Source organism: Streptomyces clavifer, assembly GCF_036345975.1.
GTDB classification, from domain to species: Bacteria; Actinomycetota; Actinomycetes; order Streptomycetales; family Streptomycetaceae; genus Streptomyces; species Streptomyces clavifer.
In genome coordinates this window covers 2777464-2791754 of sequence record NZ_CP107793.1, presented here as the reverse complement: position 1 = coordinate 2791754, position 14291 = coordinate 2777464, and the positions used below count along the sequence as shown (strand labels likewise).

Here is a 14291-nt window from a genome sequence, read left to right as displayed (position 1 = left end):
TGTGGTGAACAGGAGCAACAGCAGGAGCGGCGGCGGGGCGAACCTGCCTGCCCTGCGCCACCACAACGCCTCCCTCGTGCTCGACCTGCTCCGCGCGGCCGGTGAGCACGGGATCAGCCGGCTGGAGCTCGCGGAGCGCACCGGACTCACCCCGCAGGCCGTCAGCAAGATCACCGCCCGGCTCCGCTCCGAGGGCCTCGCCACCGAGGCCGGCCGGCTCGCCTCCACGGGAGGCAAGCCCCGCACGGTGCTGCGCCTCGTCCCGGAAGCCGGACACGCGGTGGGGCTCCACCTGGACCGCGACGAGCTGACCGCCGTCCTCGTCGACCTCGCCGGCGCCCCGGTCGCGACCCGGACCGCCCCGCTCGACCTCGGGGCGCCGGCCGCCGAGGTCGTCGCCACGGCGGCCCACGCGGTCCAGACGGTACGGGCAGCCGCCCCGCGGACCGAGGACCACCGGGTGTTCGGCGTGGGCGCCGCCCTTCCCGGCCCCCTGGACCACCGCAGCGGGGTGCTCCACCGGGTCACCGGCTTCCCGCAGTGGGACGGCTATCCGCTCCGGGACGTCCTCGCCGAGGCCACCGGCCTGCCCGTCGTCGTCGACAAGGACACCAACGCCGCCGCGCTCGGCCTCGCCCTGCGGGAGCGCGGCGAGGCCGACTTCGCCTATCTGCACCTGGGTACCGGCCTCGGTGCCGGACTCGTCCTCGGCGGGACCCTGCACCGCGGAGCCCGGACCGGCGCGGGGGAATTCGGCCACCAGACCCTTCAGCTGGACGGCCCCCCGTGCGGCTGCGGCGGGCGCGGCTGCATCGAGGCGCTGTGCCTGGCCGCCGCCGCCCGCGGCGACATCGCGGAGGCGGCACGGGTGCTCGGAGCGGGCGCGGCCAACCTCGTCGGGCTGCTGGACATCGACCGGGTGGTCCTCGGCGGCCGTACGGTCGCCGCCGACGAGGACGCGTACGTCGGCGGGGTGCGCGCCGTCATCGAGGAACGCGCCCTGCGGGACGGCACCGGCGCCCCTGTGCCGGTCACCGTCGCGGGCGGCGGAGACCGGCCGGTCGCCGAAGGGGCCGCCCAACTGGTGCTGGCCCCCGTCTTCGGCCGGGCGGGCGAGGGCGGCGTGGAGGACTGAGGGCCGGGACAGGGGACGGTGGGGCCGTTCGGGCGGACTTGGCCGTCCGGTCGGGCGGATTCGCGCCCCGGCGGTGGCACCCCCCGTGCGTGCGTGGCAGCGTCGTGCGCGGCATCCGGCACCCCGTGCCGGTCGTTCGCGAGCAGCGAAGGGTGTCCCTCCATGCCCCCCAGATCCACTGACCGACTGCGTGACGGCCGGGTCTTCTCCACCCTCGGGACGTTCGGGCTGGCGGCCGGATTCGCCGTACCCGCCGTCCTGCTCGGCAGCACCCAGGCGGGCGCGGCACCGGAGGCCCCCGCTCCCGCCGTCGCAGGCCGGCAGTCCGTCTGCGGCGAGCCCGAGGCCGAGTCCTTCCCGATCGAGACCCGTATCCACGGCGGCCCGGACACCTACGCCTCCGGCGGCGGCTACGGCACCTGGTACCTCGACCTGACCAACACGACGGCGGAGACCTGCCGCGCCATCCACCCCGTACTGGTGCTCACCGACCGGGACCGCACACTCGGCCCCTCTCGGATCCAGCTGGAGTTCTCCGAGCGGTCCGACCCGGACACCCGACACCGCGTGACCTGGGAGACCACCGAACGCCACGAGCAGATCGGTGTGTTCGGCAGCGGAGAGGGCGACGACTTCCCCGGCTTCACCGTGCCGGCGGAGCACACGGTCACCGTCCGGATCCGGATGGCCTTCACCTCGGACACCCCGCCCGGACCCGTCACCGCCAACGCGGCGATCGTCCAGCGGATGTCGGGGCCGGAGCAGCGCGGCGGCGACGGGGACTGGGTCGGGGAGTCGGCCGACTACCGCTTCACCGTCGTCGAGGGGGCCCTGGACGACGGAACCGAGGTGGAGACGGGCACGGACGGGGACGGGGAGACCGGTACGGGCGGCGACGCGGAGACCGGCACGGACGGGGACGGGGAGACCGGTACGGGCGGCGACGGGGAGGCCGGCACGGGCCGGGACGCTCCCCGCCTCGACGCCGCCGGCAACCCGCTCCCCGAACTGGCCCGCACCGGACGGGAGGGGACGGCGACCGGTACCGGTCTCACGGCCGGCGCGCTCCTCCTCGGCGGCGCGGCCGCCCTGGCCGGGGCGCGGAGAATCCGCCGGGTGCGCTGACCTGCTCCGGGACAGGAAGGTGCCGCGCTCCGTCGCCGGCCGGTGAAGATCGGCTGCCGGTGACCCGGCGGTTCCGCCCGGCCGGGCGGGCAGCCTAAAATCGGGGCGTCGGCGCTGCACAACGCGGTGCCGCCGGCGTCCGGCACCCCGAGTGCACAGCGCGTACGGCAGGAGCCCGTCCCATGGCAGAGCGCAAGCCGATCGAATCCTGGCTGACCGACATGGACGGGGTCCTCATCCACGAAGGCACCCCGATCCCCGGGGCCGACGCCTTCATCAAGCGGCTGCGGGACTCCGGACTGCCGTTCCTGGTCCTCACCAACAACTCCATCTACACCGCCAGGGACCTGCACGCGCGTCTGAAGCGCATGGGCCTGGACGTGCCCGTGGAGAACATCTGGACCTCCGCCCTGGCAACCGCCCAGTTCCTGGACGACCAGCGGCCGCGCGGCACGGCGTACGTCATCGGAGAGGCCGGGCTCACCACCGCGCTGCACGACATCGGCTACGTCCTCACCGACCACGAGCCCGACTACGTGGTCCTCGGCGAGACGCGTACGTACAGCTTCGAGGCACTCACCAAGGCCATCCGGCTGATCAACGGCGGCGCCCGCTTCATCTGCACCAACCCCGACGAGACCGGACCGTCCGCCGAGGGCCCGCTGCCCGCCACCGGTTCCGTCGCCGCGCTGATCACCAAGGCCACCGGGAAGTCCCCGTACTTCGCGGGCAAGCCCAACCCGCTGATGATGCGGACCGGGCTGAACGCGATCGGGGCCCACTCCGAGACCTCCGCCATGATCGGCGACCGGATGGACACGGACGTGCTCGCCGGCCTGGAGGCCGGTATGCAGACGTTCCTGGTCCTCACCGGCCTGACCACGACCGCCGACATGGACCGTTATCCCTTCCGGCCCTCCACGGTCGTCGAGTCGATCGCCGACCTGGTCGAGCTCGTGGACCTGCCCGGGGAGTAGGCCCTCCCGTGAGGATCGGGCCGGGCGCGCGAGGACCGGTCCGGTCCGCACGCGCGGCCCTCACCCGAACGGCCGTCAGCGCGTGCGGCCCGTCCACGGGCGCGTGAACCTTCCCTCAGGAGGTTTACGATGCGTTCACTGACCCTCACGTTCTGTGTCACCGCGGCGGCCGCGGCCATGGTCCTTCCCGCGTCCGCCGCACCGGCCGATCCCGAATCCGACAGCCGGAAGGCCCCGGGTTCGGTCTCGGTCACCCCGTCCCGTGTCTCCCCGGGCGGGGAGGTGGAACTCCGGGTCGACGTCTGCGGCAAGGGCAGGTCGGCCAGGGGGAATTCCGAAGCCTTCGTGTCCGAGGCGCACTTCGCCCCCGCCGACGGCAGGGGGCTCGTCGCCGAGGCCAGGATCCGCTCCGACGCCGCCCCCGACGACTACGAGATCTGGGTGACCTGCAAGGACGGCCACGGCCGTGCCACCGGCACGGTCACCGTCCTCCGCCACAGCCACCCCTCGCCCGTCGCCCCCGTCCGGGCCGGTGGCGGAGGCACGGCCACCCTCGCCGCCGACCGGGCCGCCACGGCTTCCGGGGAGCGGAACGGCCCCGGCACCGAGCACGCGCTGATCGGACTGTCCCTGGGGGCCGTAGCGGCCGTCGCCGTCGCGCTCCGCAGTGCGCGCCGCCGCCGCTCGGCACTGGACTGACGTGTCGGCCACGAACCGTACGGCCGGAACCGGGCGGTTGCTGACCGGCGTCGCCTGGGCCGTACTCCTGCTGGGACTCTGGCTGTGGGGCCGCGAGGCCACCGGCGGATACTCGGCTCCGACGACCGGCGACGTCGCGGCGGTCGGGCGTCCCCTGGGTGTACCACTGCCACCGGCGCACGAGCCGCTCGACGGGGCCACGCCGGAGCGCGTGGAGATCCCCTCGCTCAGCATCGACGCGCCCGTCGCCCCGCGTGAGCTGGACTCCGAGGGGGCGATCGAGCCACCGCCGTACGCGAAGCCGGGCACCGTCGGCTGGTACGGCAGCGGCACCGAACCCGGTACGGAGGGCGCCGCCCTGTTCGTCGGCCACGTCGACACGGAGACCAAGCCGGCCGTGTTCTACGGGCTCAGCGCGGCACAGCCCGGCGCGAAGGTCCGGGTGAGCAGGTCCGACGGGACGGTCGCCGAATTCACCGTCGACGACGTCCAGGTCTTCACCCGGGAACGCTTCGACGCGCAGAAGGCGTACGGGCCCCGGAAGGACGGGCGTGCGGAGCTCCGCCTCATCACCTGCGGCGGTACGTACGACCACACGTCCCGGGCGTACACGGCGAACGTGGTCGTCTCCGCCTACCTGACGGGCGAGAGGAGCGGCGGGAGGAACCCCGTCTGACACCTGGCCCGGCCGGAGGTCCGCTCCCCCTCGGAGCCGCCGGCCGGGCCGGTCCTCGACCGCGGTGTACGGGCTGCGGGAGTAGCCCGGCACGGCACGGGAGGTCGAGTGGTTCGTCCTGACACGAAGGGACACTCTAGGACGGACCACCGGTGCGGCGCAGAGGGTTTTTGACAGGATGTCCGGATCCGGGCGGAACAGTCCCTCGGCCCGCTCGCTGTGCCAGGATGGATTTCGACCGGTAGTGCATCGGTACGAGGGGGAATGGATGTACGGCAGTCACTCCGGGCCGATGACGCGTGCGGCGACCGGGATCGGGGCGGCTCTGCTCCTCGCCGGGTGCTCCTCGTCCGACGGTGACGGAGGCGGGGGGAAGGACGGACCCGCCGCGGTCGACCAGCAGCCCGAGCGCGGCGACCCGTACTGGGTCAACCCCGACGGGAACGCCGCCCGGCAGGTCGCCGCCTACGTGCGCGACGGCGACGAGGCGAACGCCGCGCTGATCCGGAGGATCGCCGAGCAGCCGGTGGGCGAGTGGATCGGACCGGACGATCCGCGGGGCGCCACGCAGGACTTCACCGAGGCGGCGGAGAACGCCGACCGGGACGCGCTGCTGGTCCTGTACAACATCCCGCACCGCGACTGCGGCCAGTTCTCCAGGGGCGGGGCGGCGGACGGAGACGCGTACCGGACCTGGCTGGAGAGCGTCGCCCAGGGCATCGGCGACCGCCGGGCGACCGTGATCCTCGAACCGGACGCGCTGCTGCACCTGGTGGACGGATGCACGCCGCGGGAGTTCCACGAGGAACGCTACGACCTGCTGAGGGGCGCGGTCCAGCGGCTCAAGCAGCAGCCGAACGCCACGGTGTACGTGGACGCGGGCAACGCCGGATGGCAGACGCCCGACGCGCTGGACGAGCCGTTGCGGCGGGCGGGCATCGCCGGGGCGGACGGCTTCGCGGTCAACGTGTCCAACTTCCGCACGACGGAGGACAGTACGGACTTCGGCAAGCGCCTGTCGGCGAAGGTGGGCGGCAAGCCCTTCGTGATCGACACGAGCCGCAACGGCAACGGCCCGTACGAGGGGGGCGACCCCGCGGAGACCTGGTGCAACCCACCGGGGCGGGCACTGGGCGAACCGCCGACGACGGACACGGGCGACGAGCTGGTGGACGCGTACCTGTGGGTCAAGCGGCCGGGGGAGTCGGACGGCGACTGCAAGGGCGGGCCGAAGGCGGGGGACTGGTACCCGGAGTACGCACTGGACCTGGCCCGCGCCACGAAGTAGGGCGCCCGACGCGGGCCCGCCCCACCCCGGCCCGCACCGGGTACGTTCCGGACGGGACGGGCCCGCACCGGGTGTCCCGCCGCAGGCGCTAGGGGATCTCCACCCAGGTGCCCTCGGAGGGGGTTCCCTCGTCATCCGTGACGAAGAGCATGTACCAGCCGGACGGCACCACGGCCCGGCTCTTCGGGACCGTCACCGTGATGCTGTCCGCGGACTTCTCCAGGTCCAGCGCGACCGACCGCTGATCCGTGTCCGTCACATGCGTGACCGCACTGGGCCTGATCAGCTTCGCCGACGCGATGGACGAGGCGTGCAGCGTGGTGAACAGTCCCGAACCGCCCCGCAGGAGCCGCTTCGGCCCCGCCGTCAGTTCCGGCCGGGCGTCGCGGTACAGATACGGCGGAGTGTAGATCTCGATGCGCTGTTCGAACGTGCCCGGCCGGGTGTTCGCCCGGTCCGCGTACAGCGAGTCCGAGCCGAAGATCATGACCCGGCCGTCCGGCAGCAGCACCGACCCCGAGTGGTAGTTGCGGCCGACCGCGGGGTCCGCGACCCGCTCGTAGGTGTCCGACTCCGCGTCGTACAGCCGGGCCTGCAGCACGTCCGAACCGCCGCGCCCCCGGTAGTCCCCGGAACCGCCCGTGACCAGCACGGAGTCGTCCGGCAGGAGGGAGGCGCTCGGGTAGCGGGTGCCCTCGGAGAGGGACGCGCCGTCCCGGAACTCCGGGTGCGGCTCGCGCAGATCGACCAGGCGGGACTTCCCGCTGGACCTCCTGGACTCGCCGACCCCGCCACCGCCGATCACCATGAACCTCTCGTCCTGGGCGGGCGGCAGCCGCACGGTCGCCGACGTCTCCAGCCTGTCCGGGTCGCCGATGCCGGGGATCTTCGTGAAGGTGTTCGTCCTCAGGTCCCAGACACCGGGGTCCCGTCCGACGTCCGCGGGACCGTAGCCGGCGTTGGAACCGGAGTAGAAGAGCGTGCCGTCATTCAGCAGGAAGACCGCCGGGTACGTGGGGAACCTCCGGACGATGCCGGTGTACTCCCACTCCTTCGTCCGGGGGTCGTAGATCTCGTCCTTGCCGGGCACGATCTGCCCGATCTCGTCCAGCCCGGACAGGGAGAGGACCCTGCCGTCCTCCAGCGTGGTGAGGGTCGGATACCAGCGGGCCTCGTTCATCGGGTCGACGGAGATGTACTTCTCCGCCACCGGGTCGAACTCGTAGGCCTCCTTGATCCCCTGGAAGTCCTTCTTGTCGAGGGCCAGCTTCTGCGCGATCCCGTACACGTTGCGGGTGTCGGAGCCCGACAGGCCCGCGATCCGGTAGTTGTCCTCCGTACCCGTCTCGTACTTCGTGCCGGACCGCTGTGCCTCGACGTAGATCCGTCCCCGCCCGGGCTCGTTGCGCAGGTGGGCACCGGTCCTCCGGTCGAAGACCTTGGTGGCCTTCTCCACCAGCACGGGGTCCTTGGAGACGAACGTCCTGCCGTTCTCCTTGCCGGTGAACCGGGTGCCCGCGGGCAGCGTCACCGGCTTGTCCGGGTCCTCGTTGTGGACGATCATCAGGCCGCCCGCCCTGGTCACGTCGCCCTCGAGCTTCTCGTACCGCTTCGTGCCGCCGGCTATGAGGAGCTTCCCGTCGGGCAGCTGCGTATGGCCCGCGCAGAACATGTCCTCGGGCGTGGGGATGTTCTCGTACGTGTCGCTCGCCGGGTCCCACAGCACCGAACGGAAGCTCTTCGCGTCGAAGTTCTCCTGGTTGTTGCCGGAGCCCGCGACGAGCAGCACCTTGCCGGTGTGCAGCAGCGCCGCGTGGATCGTGTTGATCCGGTAGGCGGAGGGGACGTCCAGGAGGTCCCAGTGGCCGTTCGCCGCCTTGTACGCGGGTCTGTCGATCCGGTACGCGTGGTAGTGCTCGGTGCCGAAGCGGTACAGCCACGGCCCGTTGGCCCCCGCGAGTGCCAGGACCACCGCCGTACCGATCGCCAGTCGACGGGTGCGGCTGCTCGGACGGTAGGTCATCGGTCACGTCCCCCTGGCGCGGTCTGCGCGGTCTGTGCGTTGTCCTGCGGCTCCTGCGGCTCCTGCGGCTCCTGCGGCTCCTGCGGCTCCTGCGGCTCCTGCGGCGGGGCGCCCGCCGGTGGACCGTCGCGGCGCCCCCGCTTCTCGGCGCGGACGCCGTACCGCCAGCCGAGGACCGGCGCCGCCGTGATCAGCAGGGCCAGGCAGGCCCAGGTCAGCATGGCCGGGTGGCTGTGTCCGAGGACGAAGGACGCGGCGATCGATCCGCCGAAGACCACGAGGAAGAACAGATGGATGCGGAAGGTGCCGAAGAGCGTGTCCGGGCTGGACGAGTCGCCCTTGGGCGTCACCACGAACGAGCTCCTGCGGCGCAGCACGGCGTCCATGAGGGAGCGTGCGTAGATCGGCGCGGAGAGCGCGGACATCACCATGCCGGCGAGCCCGCCGGACCCCTCCGGTTCGTGCGGCGAGACGTTGTGGCGGCGGTTCCATACGTAGAGGCCGATCTGGAGCGCCGAGGCGTTGCCGTACAGCATCATCCAGATCACCGGGTCGATCTGCACGCCGGAGGCGCCCATGCCCAGGAACAGGGCGCAGCTCAGGGCCGCGAGGATCCAGTTCAGGGCGGACATCGGATAGAAGATGATCATCATCGTGTAGTTGAAGAGCGTGCCCGCCGGGAGTGAGAACCAGCCCTTCCAGTACTGCTTGAGAATCGTCTCGTAGGTCCCGCGCGACCAGCGGAGCTGCTGGGTGAAGAAGTCCGTCCACGCGGTCGGGCCCTCGCCGACGGCCAGGACGTCCGGGGTGTAGACGGAGCGCCACTTCCGGCCGGTCAGCGGGTTGCGGTGGCGGTGGATCTCGAAGCCGGTGGCCATGTCCTCGGTGATCGAGTCGTACAGGCCGCCGATCTGCCGGAGGGCCGTGATCCGGACGGCGTTGCTCGTGCCGACGAACATCGGGGCGCCGTAGCGGTTGCCGGCGCGCTGGATCAGCGCGTGGAAGAGGAACTGCTGGGACTCCGCGGCCTTCGTGACGAACGTGTCGTAGTTGCCGTAGACCTGCGGGCCGATGACGAAGCCGATGTCCGGGTCGCGGAAGTAGCCGAGCATCCGCTCCAGGTAGTTGGGCAGCGGGACGTGGTCGGTGTCGACCGAGGCGAAGAAGTCGTAGGCCCCGCCGTGCGCGTCGAGCCAGGCGTTGTAGTTGCCGTGCTTGGTCCTCGCGCGGTGCGGGCCCGTGGCCCTGTTCCAGCGGGCGACGCCCTTGCGGGAGAAGTGGTGCACCCCGAGCCGGGCGCAGACCTCCTTCACCGCGGGGTCGTCGCCCTCGTCCAGCAGCCAGACGTGCATCGGCCCGCGGTGCCGGATCCGGACGGCCGCCTCCAGCGTCCTCGTCACCATCGCCAGGGGCTCCTTGCCCGGCACGAAGGACGTGAGGAAGGCGACGCGCGTGCCGCTCTCCGGCACGACGGGGACCGGGTCGCGGGCCACCAGCGTCGCGTGCGCGTTCGACAGGACGTTCATCGTGCGGAACAGCTCGATCAGACCGATGGACACCAGCATCACGACGTCGAGGACGAGCAGCGTGTCGTTGCCGAGGTTCGGGTCGCGCTCCGTCCAGTGCCCGGGCTGCATCAGCCAGGCGAACAGTCCGAGCGAGACCAGCGGCGCCGCGCCGAGCAGCAGGGCCGCGCGGATCCGGTGCGGCTCCTGCGAGAGGAGCGAGCGGTAGCGGACCCGGTACGGCCGGTCCGGGTCGGGCTGGGTCAGCGGCCCGGCAAGCCTGCTGTAGTGCTCGTAGTCGTAGCGCGGCAGCGTCTTCGCCGTGCGCCGTCGCGGTCCCCCCGGAAGCGGCTGCCGCGGTATCCGCAACTGCACCGTCCGGGCAGGGTCGTTGTGCTGCCGGTCGCCCGACGGCGTCGACGTCATGGTTGTCCCCCCGCACGCAGGATGTCTGCGTGACCTCTGCGTATGCGCTCGTGTGCGGGGCCCCCGCCCCGCGGGGAGGGGATCGGGACAGGTGTTCCACCCCCTCCGACCCCAGGGTCCATGGGCCTCCCGGGGTGGAGCACCAGGTCAGATTGTCCGATCTGTGGCGTGATCGCAAGGGTGAAAAGGGCTGCTTGACGAGAGATGAACCCGATTTGGGAGGCTCGCGCGAAGGGGGCGCACGGGAGTGACCGGAGGCGCCCCGGGGCGCCTCGGCGCCGGGGTGGGTGCGGCCCCGCGGGGTGGTGTGCCGGTACGCGGCGCCGGGCGCGTGGCGCGCACACGAACAAGGCCCCCTCACGCTCGGTGAGGGGGCCTTGCTGTTGCGTGCGCCGTCAGGGACTCGAACCCCGGACCCGCTGATTAAGAGTCAGCTGCTCTAACCAACTGAGCTAACGGCGCCTGCTGACCTGGAGAACTTTACCCGATGGGCGGGGGTGCTCCCCACCAATTCCCTCCGGGCCCGGCCTGTCGGATGGTCGTTTTTTCCCTTTAGTCCGTCACCATGGGATATGCCGGGAAAGTTGAGATACGGAAGATCTTGACGACTGCCGAGGGGAAGAGGAGCCCTATGACCGTGTGCTTCGAGGAGTACGAGCCCGCCGCCGACTGTGTCTGCGCGGGGTGCGCCCACCAGCGGCGCACAGCCGCCGCGCTGCCCGTCCGGTACGGAGGCCACCCTGTCGCGCACGGGGCGCGGCGGGCCCTGGTGCTGGTCGCGGCGGCGGGGGTGGTCCTGTCCTGCGGAGCGGCCGACGCCGCCGCCGGTGCGGCCGGCCGGGGGGCCCGGGCGGACACGCCGACCGACCCGCAGCCGGTCCACCCGCAGGGCGCGGTCGGGCCCCTGGGCGGCGGCGGAGCCCCTGGGCCGCCCGCCGTCCCGGGCACGGCGCCCCGCACGACGACCCGGGCCGAGATCATCGACCGTGCCCGGAAATGGGTGTCCGCGAAGGTCCCCTACAGCATGTCGGCGTACTGGTCGGACGGGTACCGGCAGGACTGCTCCGGTTATGTGTCGATGGCCTGGAACCTCGGCACCAACGAGTGGACCGGCAGCCTGGCCGCTCACGGGACGAAGATCGCCCGGGCGGATCTGCAGCCCGGGGACATGCTGCTCTTCCACAACCCGGCCGACCCGTCGGCGGGTTCGCACGTCACGATCTTCGGCGGCTGGGCCGACGACACGCACAGTCACTACCTCGCCTACGAGCAGACCCGCCCGCACACCGTCGCCGCGACGACGCCCATGGCGTACTGGACCAACTCCTCCTCATACGTGGCGTACCGCTACAACGGCCTCGTCGGCGCGACGGGCGGCAGCGGCGCGGACACGGCGTTCCCGGGTGCCGGGAAGTTCGGTCCCGGCGCGAACAGCGCGTACGTGACCCAGCTCGGGAAGCTGCTCGTGGCCCAGGGCGGCAAGAGCTACTACACGACCGCCGCGGGGCCGCGCTGGACCGACGCGGACAGGCGCGCGACGCGGGCGTTCCAGCTGGCGCAGGGGTGGAGGGGACCGGAAGCGGACGGCATTGCGGGACCCGACACCTGGAATCTGCTGGTCAGGGGCGCCGGGCGGAGGATCCCCACCGCCGGGGCGGCCGGCGGTGCGAGCCACGCCCCGGCCTATCCGGGGAAGAGCGCCTTCCGGCCGGGGCAGTCCAGCAGCCATGTCCAGAGGCTGGGCGCCCAGTTGGTGAAGAAGGGATTCGGCAGGCACTACGCGGCGGGCGCCGGCCCGCGCTGGACGGAGGCGGACCGCCGCAACGTCGAAGCCTTCCAGCGGGCCCAGGGCTGGAGCGGAGGCGAGGCCGACGGATATCCGGGGCCGGAGACGTGGCGCCGGCTCTTCGTGTGACGGCGTGTGGTGACGGAACGGACATGACGGAGGCGGGAATGGGATCCACGAAGAATCAGCGGGACGAGTGGGGCAAGTGGGGCGGGCGGGATGCACAGGACGAGTGGGGTGCCCGGCCCGGACGCGGCGTGGCCGGTGCGCCGGTCCCGGCCGAGGCGGTGCCGGTGGAGGTGTCCGGTGAGACCGTGCCCCCGCCCTCGCCGCCCCCGCCCCCGCTCTCGTCGGAGCGGGAGCCGGGCGCGGAACCGGGCACGACGTCCGGACCCGCTGTCGTCGGCCGGGTCGACCTCGTGAAGGTACGCGCGCCGGAGCCGCGGGCGGACACGGATACCGAGGCCGACGTGTGCGATCCGGCGGGGCAGTCCACGGTGACCGGCGGGGACGGCCAGGCTGATGCCCGGGCGGACGCCGGGATGGACCTGCTCCTCGACCTGGACCTCGACGTGGTGGACGCGGTCGCCGCCGTGGGCCGGGGGACGGGTACCGCGGTGGGCCCGCTGGACCTGGGTGCCGCGGTGGCCCCGCTGGACCTGGGTGCCGGGCTGCCGGACGGTGGCGCGCGCGCCTCGGCAGCCGTCTCCGTGGGGGCGGGTGAGGCCGCCCCGCGGAGGGCGGGGCGCAGGTACCCCGTCATCGCCAACGAGACCACCGCCCCCATTCCCGTACACCTGCTCTTCCGCGACGACGGCGGTCACGACGCCGGCAACGGGACCGTCGGCGACAGACGCACCGGCCCGGGCGTGCCGGAGTGGCGGCCCGCGGCCCGGCGGCCTCCGATGCCCCGGTCGCCCCGGGCAGAGAGGCCCATGCGGCCCGCGCCCCCGCCCGATCCCCGGCTCACCGAACGGCCCGGGCCCGTCCTGCCCGGCTGGTCCGCCCTGCTCGCCGCGGCGATCGCGATCGCCTCCGGGCTCGGCCTGCTGGGATGGCACGGGGTCCTGCCCGCCACGGTGACCGCGCGGCTCGGGCTGGGCGGCCGCCCGTACGACGGCCTCGGCATCGACGTCTGGGCACCGCTCGCGCTCCTCGCGGTCGTGGTGCTCTTCGCGCTCGGCGGCCTCGGACGCGGGCGGGTCGGGTACGCCTCGGTGCTGACGCTCTTCGGCGACTACCGGGGCAGTGTCCGGCGCACCGGCCTGCTCTGGGTCTCCCCGCTCCTGCTGCGCCGGCGCGTGGACGTGCGGCTGCGGCACTGGCGCAGTGAGCCGCTGCCCGCCGTGGACGCGAGCGGCACCGCGCTGCGCGTGGTCGTCCTCGTCGTGTGGCGGGTCACGGACACCGTCCGTGCCACGCTCGGCATCGCGGACCACGAGCAGTATCTGCGCGACCAGGTGGAGGCGGCGCTCGCGCGGGTGCTCTCACAGCTGCCGGCCGACGCCTTCCTCGAAGAGACCCGCACGCTGCGCGACGCCGAGGCCGTCGGGGACGCGCTGACCCGGATGCTGAAGGCGGAGTGTGCGCCGGCGGGTGTAGAGATCTACTCCGCGCAGCCGACCGGGATCGAGTACGCCCCGGAGGTCGCGGCCGCGATGCAGCGGTGCCGCGTGGCGGCCATCGACGCCGAGCACCGGGACGGTGTGCTGACGTCCGTGGTCGACGCGGTGGACGACACCGTCGGCCGGCTGACCGCGCGCGGCATCGTCGAGCTCGACGACTACGAGCACAAAGCCCTGGTCAGAGACCTGACCGTGGCCTTCTACACCGGCCGCGGCAAGGGGGACGGGGCCTGACGGGCGTACGGCGAGCGGCGCCCGCGGTGCGAAACCGGTCCCCCATTGGTCTGGACATGTTCATGACGCGTCAATAATCTGGGACTTGGTCTAGACCGCAACAACCTGCGCGCAGCAGAGCCCCCGGAACATCCCCCACGTTTCCAAGGAGCACACAGCATGCGGAAAAGGGCAAGCGCGGCCGTCCTCGGCCTAGCGATAGCGGGCGTCTCCATGTTCGCGACCGGCAGTGCCAGCAGCCACGGCTACACGGATTCCCCCATCAGCCGGCAGAAGCTCTGTGCCAACGGCACCGTCACGGGCTGCGGCAACATCCAGTGGGAGCCGCAGAGCGTCGAGGGGCCCAAGGGCTTCCCGGCGGCAGGGCCGGCGGACGGCAAGATCTGTTCCGGCGGGAACGGTCAGTTCGCCCAACTCGACGATCCCCGAGGCGGCAACTGGCCCGCCACCAAGGTCACCGGCGGGCAGGGCTACAGCTTCCGCTGGCAGTTCACCGCACGCCACTCCACGTCCGACTTCCGGTACTACATCACCAAGAACGGCTGGAACTCCAGCCAGCCGCTCACCAGGGCCGCGCTGGAGTCGCAGCCCTTCATGACGGTGCCGTACGGAAACCAGCAGCCCCCGGCGACGCTGACCCACCAGGGCACCATCCCCACCCAGAAGACCGGCAAGCACATCATCCTGGCCGTGTGGAACGTCGCGGACACCACCAACGCGTTCTACGCGTGCTCCGACGTCCAGTTCTGAGACGTAGCAGGGTGACCGGCAGCACATAGCGCAGTGGGCGGT

11 protein-coding genes and 1 tRNA gene are annotated in these 14291 nt (G+C 72.4%); 9 read left to right on the top strand and 3 right to left on the bottom strand.

Annotation, left to right across the window (positions count from 1 at the left end):
* Positions 1-4 precede the first annotated feature (4 nt).
* The 6 genes from OG927_RS11975 (at position 5) to OG927_RS11950 (ending at position 5900) form a co-directional block, all read left to right on the top strand.
* Positions 5-1135 (top strand): ROK family transcriptional regulator, encoded by a 1131-nt coding sequence (locus OG927_RS11975; protein ID WP_199862831.1) that lies wholly within the window; start codon positions 5-7, stop codon positions 1133-1135.
* Between the two features lie 162 nt (positions 1136-1297).
* Positions 1298-2260: a hypothetical protein gene (locus tag OG927_RS11970; protein WP_209470455.1), complete on the top strand. Its 963-nt coding sequence runs from the start codon at positions 1298-1300 to the stop codon at positions 2258-2260.
* Between the two features lie 182 nt (positions 2261-2442).
* On the top strand, positions 2443-3237 hold the full coding sequence (locus OG927_RS11965) for an HAD-IIA family hydrolase (protein WP_056798231.1): 795 nt from the start codon (positions 2443-2445) through the stop codon (positions 3235-3237).
* 129 nt (positions 3238-3366) lie between these two features.
* The gene (locus OG927_RS11960) at positions 3367-3936 is read left to right on the top strand and encodes a hypothetical protein (RefSeq protein WP_209470456.1); all 570 of its coding nucleotides are present in this window, start codon (positions 3367-3369) and stop codon (positions 3934-3936) included.
* A 1-nt stretch (position 3937) separates the two neighbouring features.
* Positions 3938-4612, top strand: a complete 675-nt coding sequence (locus OG927_RS11955; RefSeq protein ID WP_209470457.1) for a class F sortase — start codon at positions 3938-3940, stop codon at positions 4610-4612.
* Positions 4613-4880: 268 nt separating this feature from the next.
* Positions 4881-5900 (top strand): glycoside hydrolase family 6 protein, encoded by a 1020-nt coding sequence (locus tag OG927_RS11950; RefSeq protein ID WP_056798221.1) that lies wholly within the window; start codon positions 4881-4883, stop codon positions 5898-5900.
* Positions 5901-5988: 88 nt separating this feature from the next.
* Here the strand turns inward: OG927_RS11950 and glxA are convergent, their stop codons facing one another.
* The 3 genes from glxA to OG927_RS11935 form a co-directional block, all read right to left on the bottom strand.
* Positions 5989-7923, bottom strand: a complete 1935-nt coding sequence (gene glxA / locus OG927_RS11945; protein ID WP_209470458.1) for a radical copper oxidase GlxA — start codon at positions 7921-7923, stop codon at positions 5989-5991.
* The gene (locus tag OG927_RS11940; RefSeq protein WP_330320133.1) at positions 7920-9854 is read right to left on the bottom strand and encodes a glycosyltransferase family 2 protein; all 1935 of its coding nucleotides are present in this window, start codon (positions 9852-9854) and stop codon (positions 7920-7922) included. Before OG927_RS11940 ends, glxA begins: the two co-directional genes overlap by 4 nt.
* Before the next feature lie 388 nt (positions 9855-10242).
* Positions 10243-10316: transfer RNA gene (locus OG927_RS11935), tRNA-Lys, on the bottom strand.
* 169 nt (positions 10317-10485) lie between these two features.
* Here OG927_RS11935 and OG927_RS11930 point away from each other — a divergent pair.
* From OG927_RS11930 to OG927_RS11920, 3 genes are all read left to right on the top strand, one after another.
* A complete protein-coding gene (locus OG927_RS11930; RefSeq protein WP_330320132.1) occupies positions 10486-11769 on the top strand; it encodes a peptidoglycan-binding protein in 1284 nt (427 codons plus the stop codon).
* A 38-nt stretch (positions 11770-11807) separates the two neighbouring features.
* On the top strand, positions 11808-13499 hold the full coding sequence (locus tag OG927_RS11925; RefSeq protein ID WP_330320131.1) for an SPFH domain-containing protein: 1692 nt from the start codon (positions 11808-11810) through the stop codon (positions 13497-13499).
* Positions 13500-13658: 159 nt separating this feature from the next.
* The gene (locus OG927_RS11920) at positions 13659-14249 is read left to right on the top strand and encodes a lytic polysaccharide monooxygenase auxiliary activity family 9 protein (RefSeq protein ID WP_056798202.1); all 591 of its coding nucleotides are present in this window, start codon (positions 13659-13661) and stop codon (positions 14247-14249) included.
* Positions 14250-14291 lie beyond the last annotated feature (42 nt).

What these genes read in the sequence shown, in the direction of transcription:
- OG927_RS11960 (WP_209470456.1), top strand. Translation starts at nt 3,367, where the DNA reads ATGCGTTCACTGACCCTCACGTTCTGTGTCACCGCGGCGGCCGCGGCC.
- OG927_RS11970 (WP_209470455.1), top strand. Translation starts at nt 1,298, where the DNA reads ATGCCCCCCAGATCCACTGACCGACTGCGTGACGGCCGGGTCTTCTCC.
- glxA (WP_209470458.1), bottom strand. Translation starts at nt 7,923, where the DNA reads ATGACCTACCGTCCGAGCAGCCGCACCCGTCGACTGGCGATCGGTACG.
- OG927_RS11965 (WP_056798231.1), top strand. Translation starts at nt 2,443, where the DNA reads ATGGCAGAGCGCAAGCCGATCGAATCCTGGCTGACCGACATGGACGGG.
- OG927_RS11925 (WP_330320131.1), top strand. Translation starts at nt 11,808, where the DNA reads ATGGGATCCACGAAGAATCAGCGGGACGAGTGGGGCAAGTGGGGCGGG.
- OG927_RS11950 (WP_056798221.1), top strand. Translation starts at nt 4,881, where the DNA reads ATGTACGGCAGTCACTCCGGGCCGATGACGCGTGCGGCGACCGGGATC.
- OG927_RS11930 (WP_330320132.1), top strand. Translation starts at nt 10,486, where the DNA reads ATGACCGTGTGCTTCGAGGAGTACGAGCCCGCCGCCGACTGTGTCTGC.
- OG927_RS11920 (WP_056798202.1), top strand. Translation starts at nt 13,659, where the DNA reads ATGCGGAAAAGGGCAAGCGCGGCCGTCCTCGGCCTAGCGATAGCGGGC.
- OG927_RS11940 (WP_330320133.1), bottom strand. Translation starts at nt 9,854, where the DNA reads ATGACGTCGACGCCGTCGGGCGACCGGCAGCACAACGACCCTGCCCGG.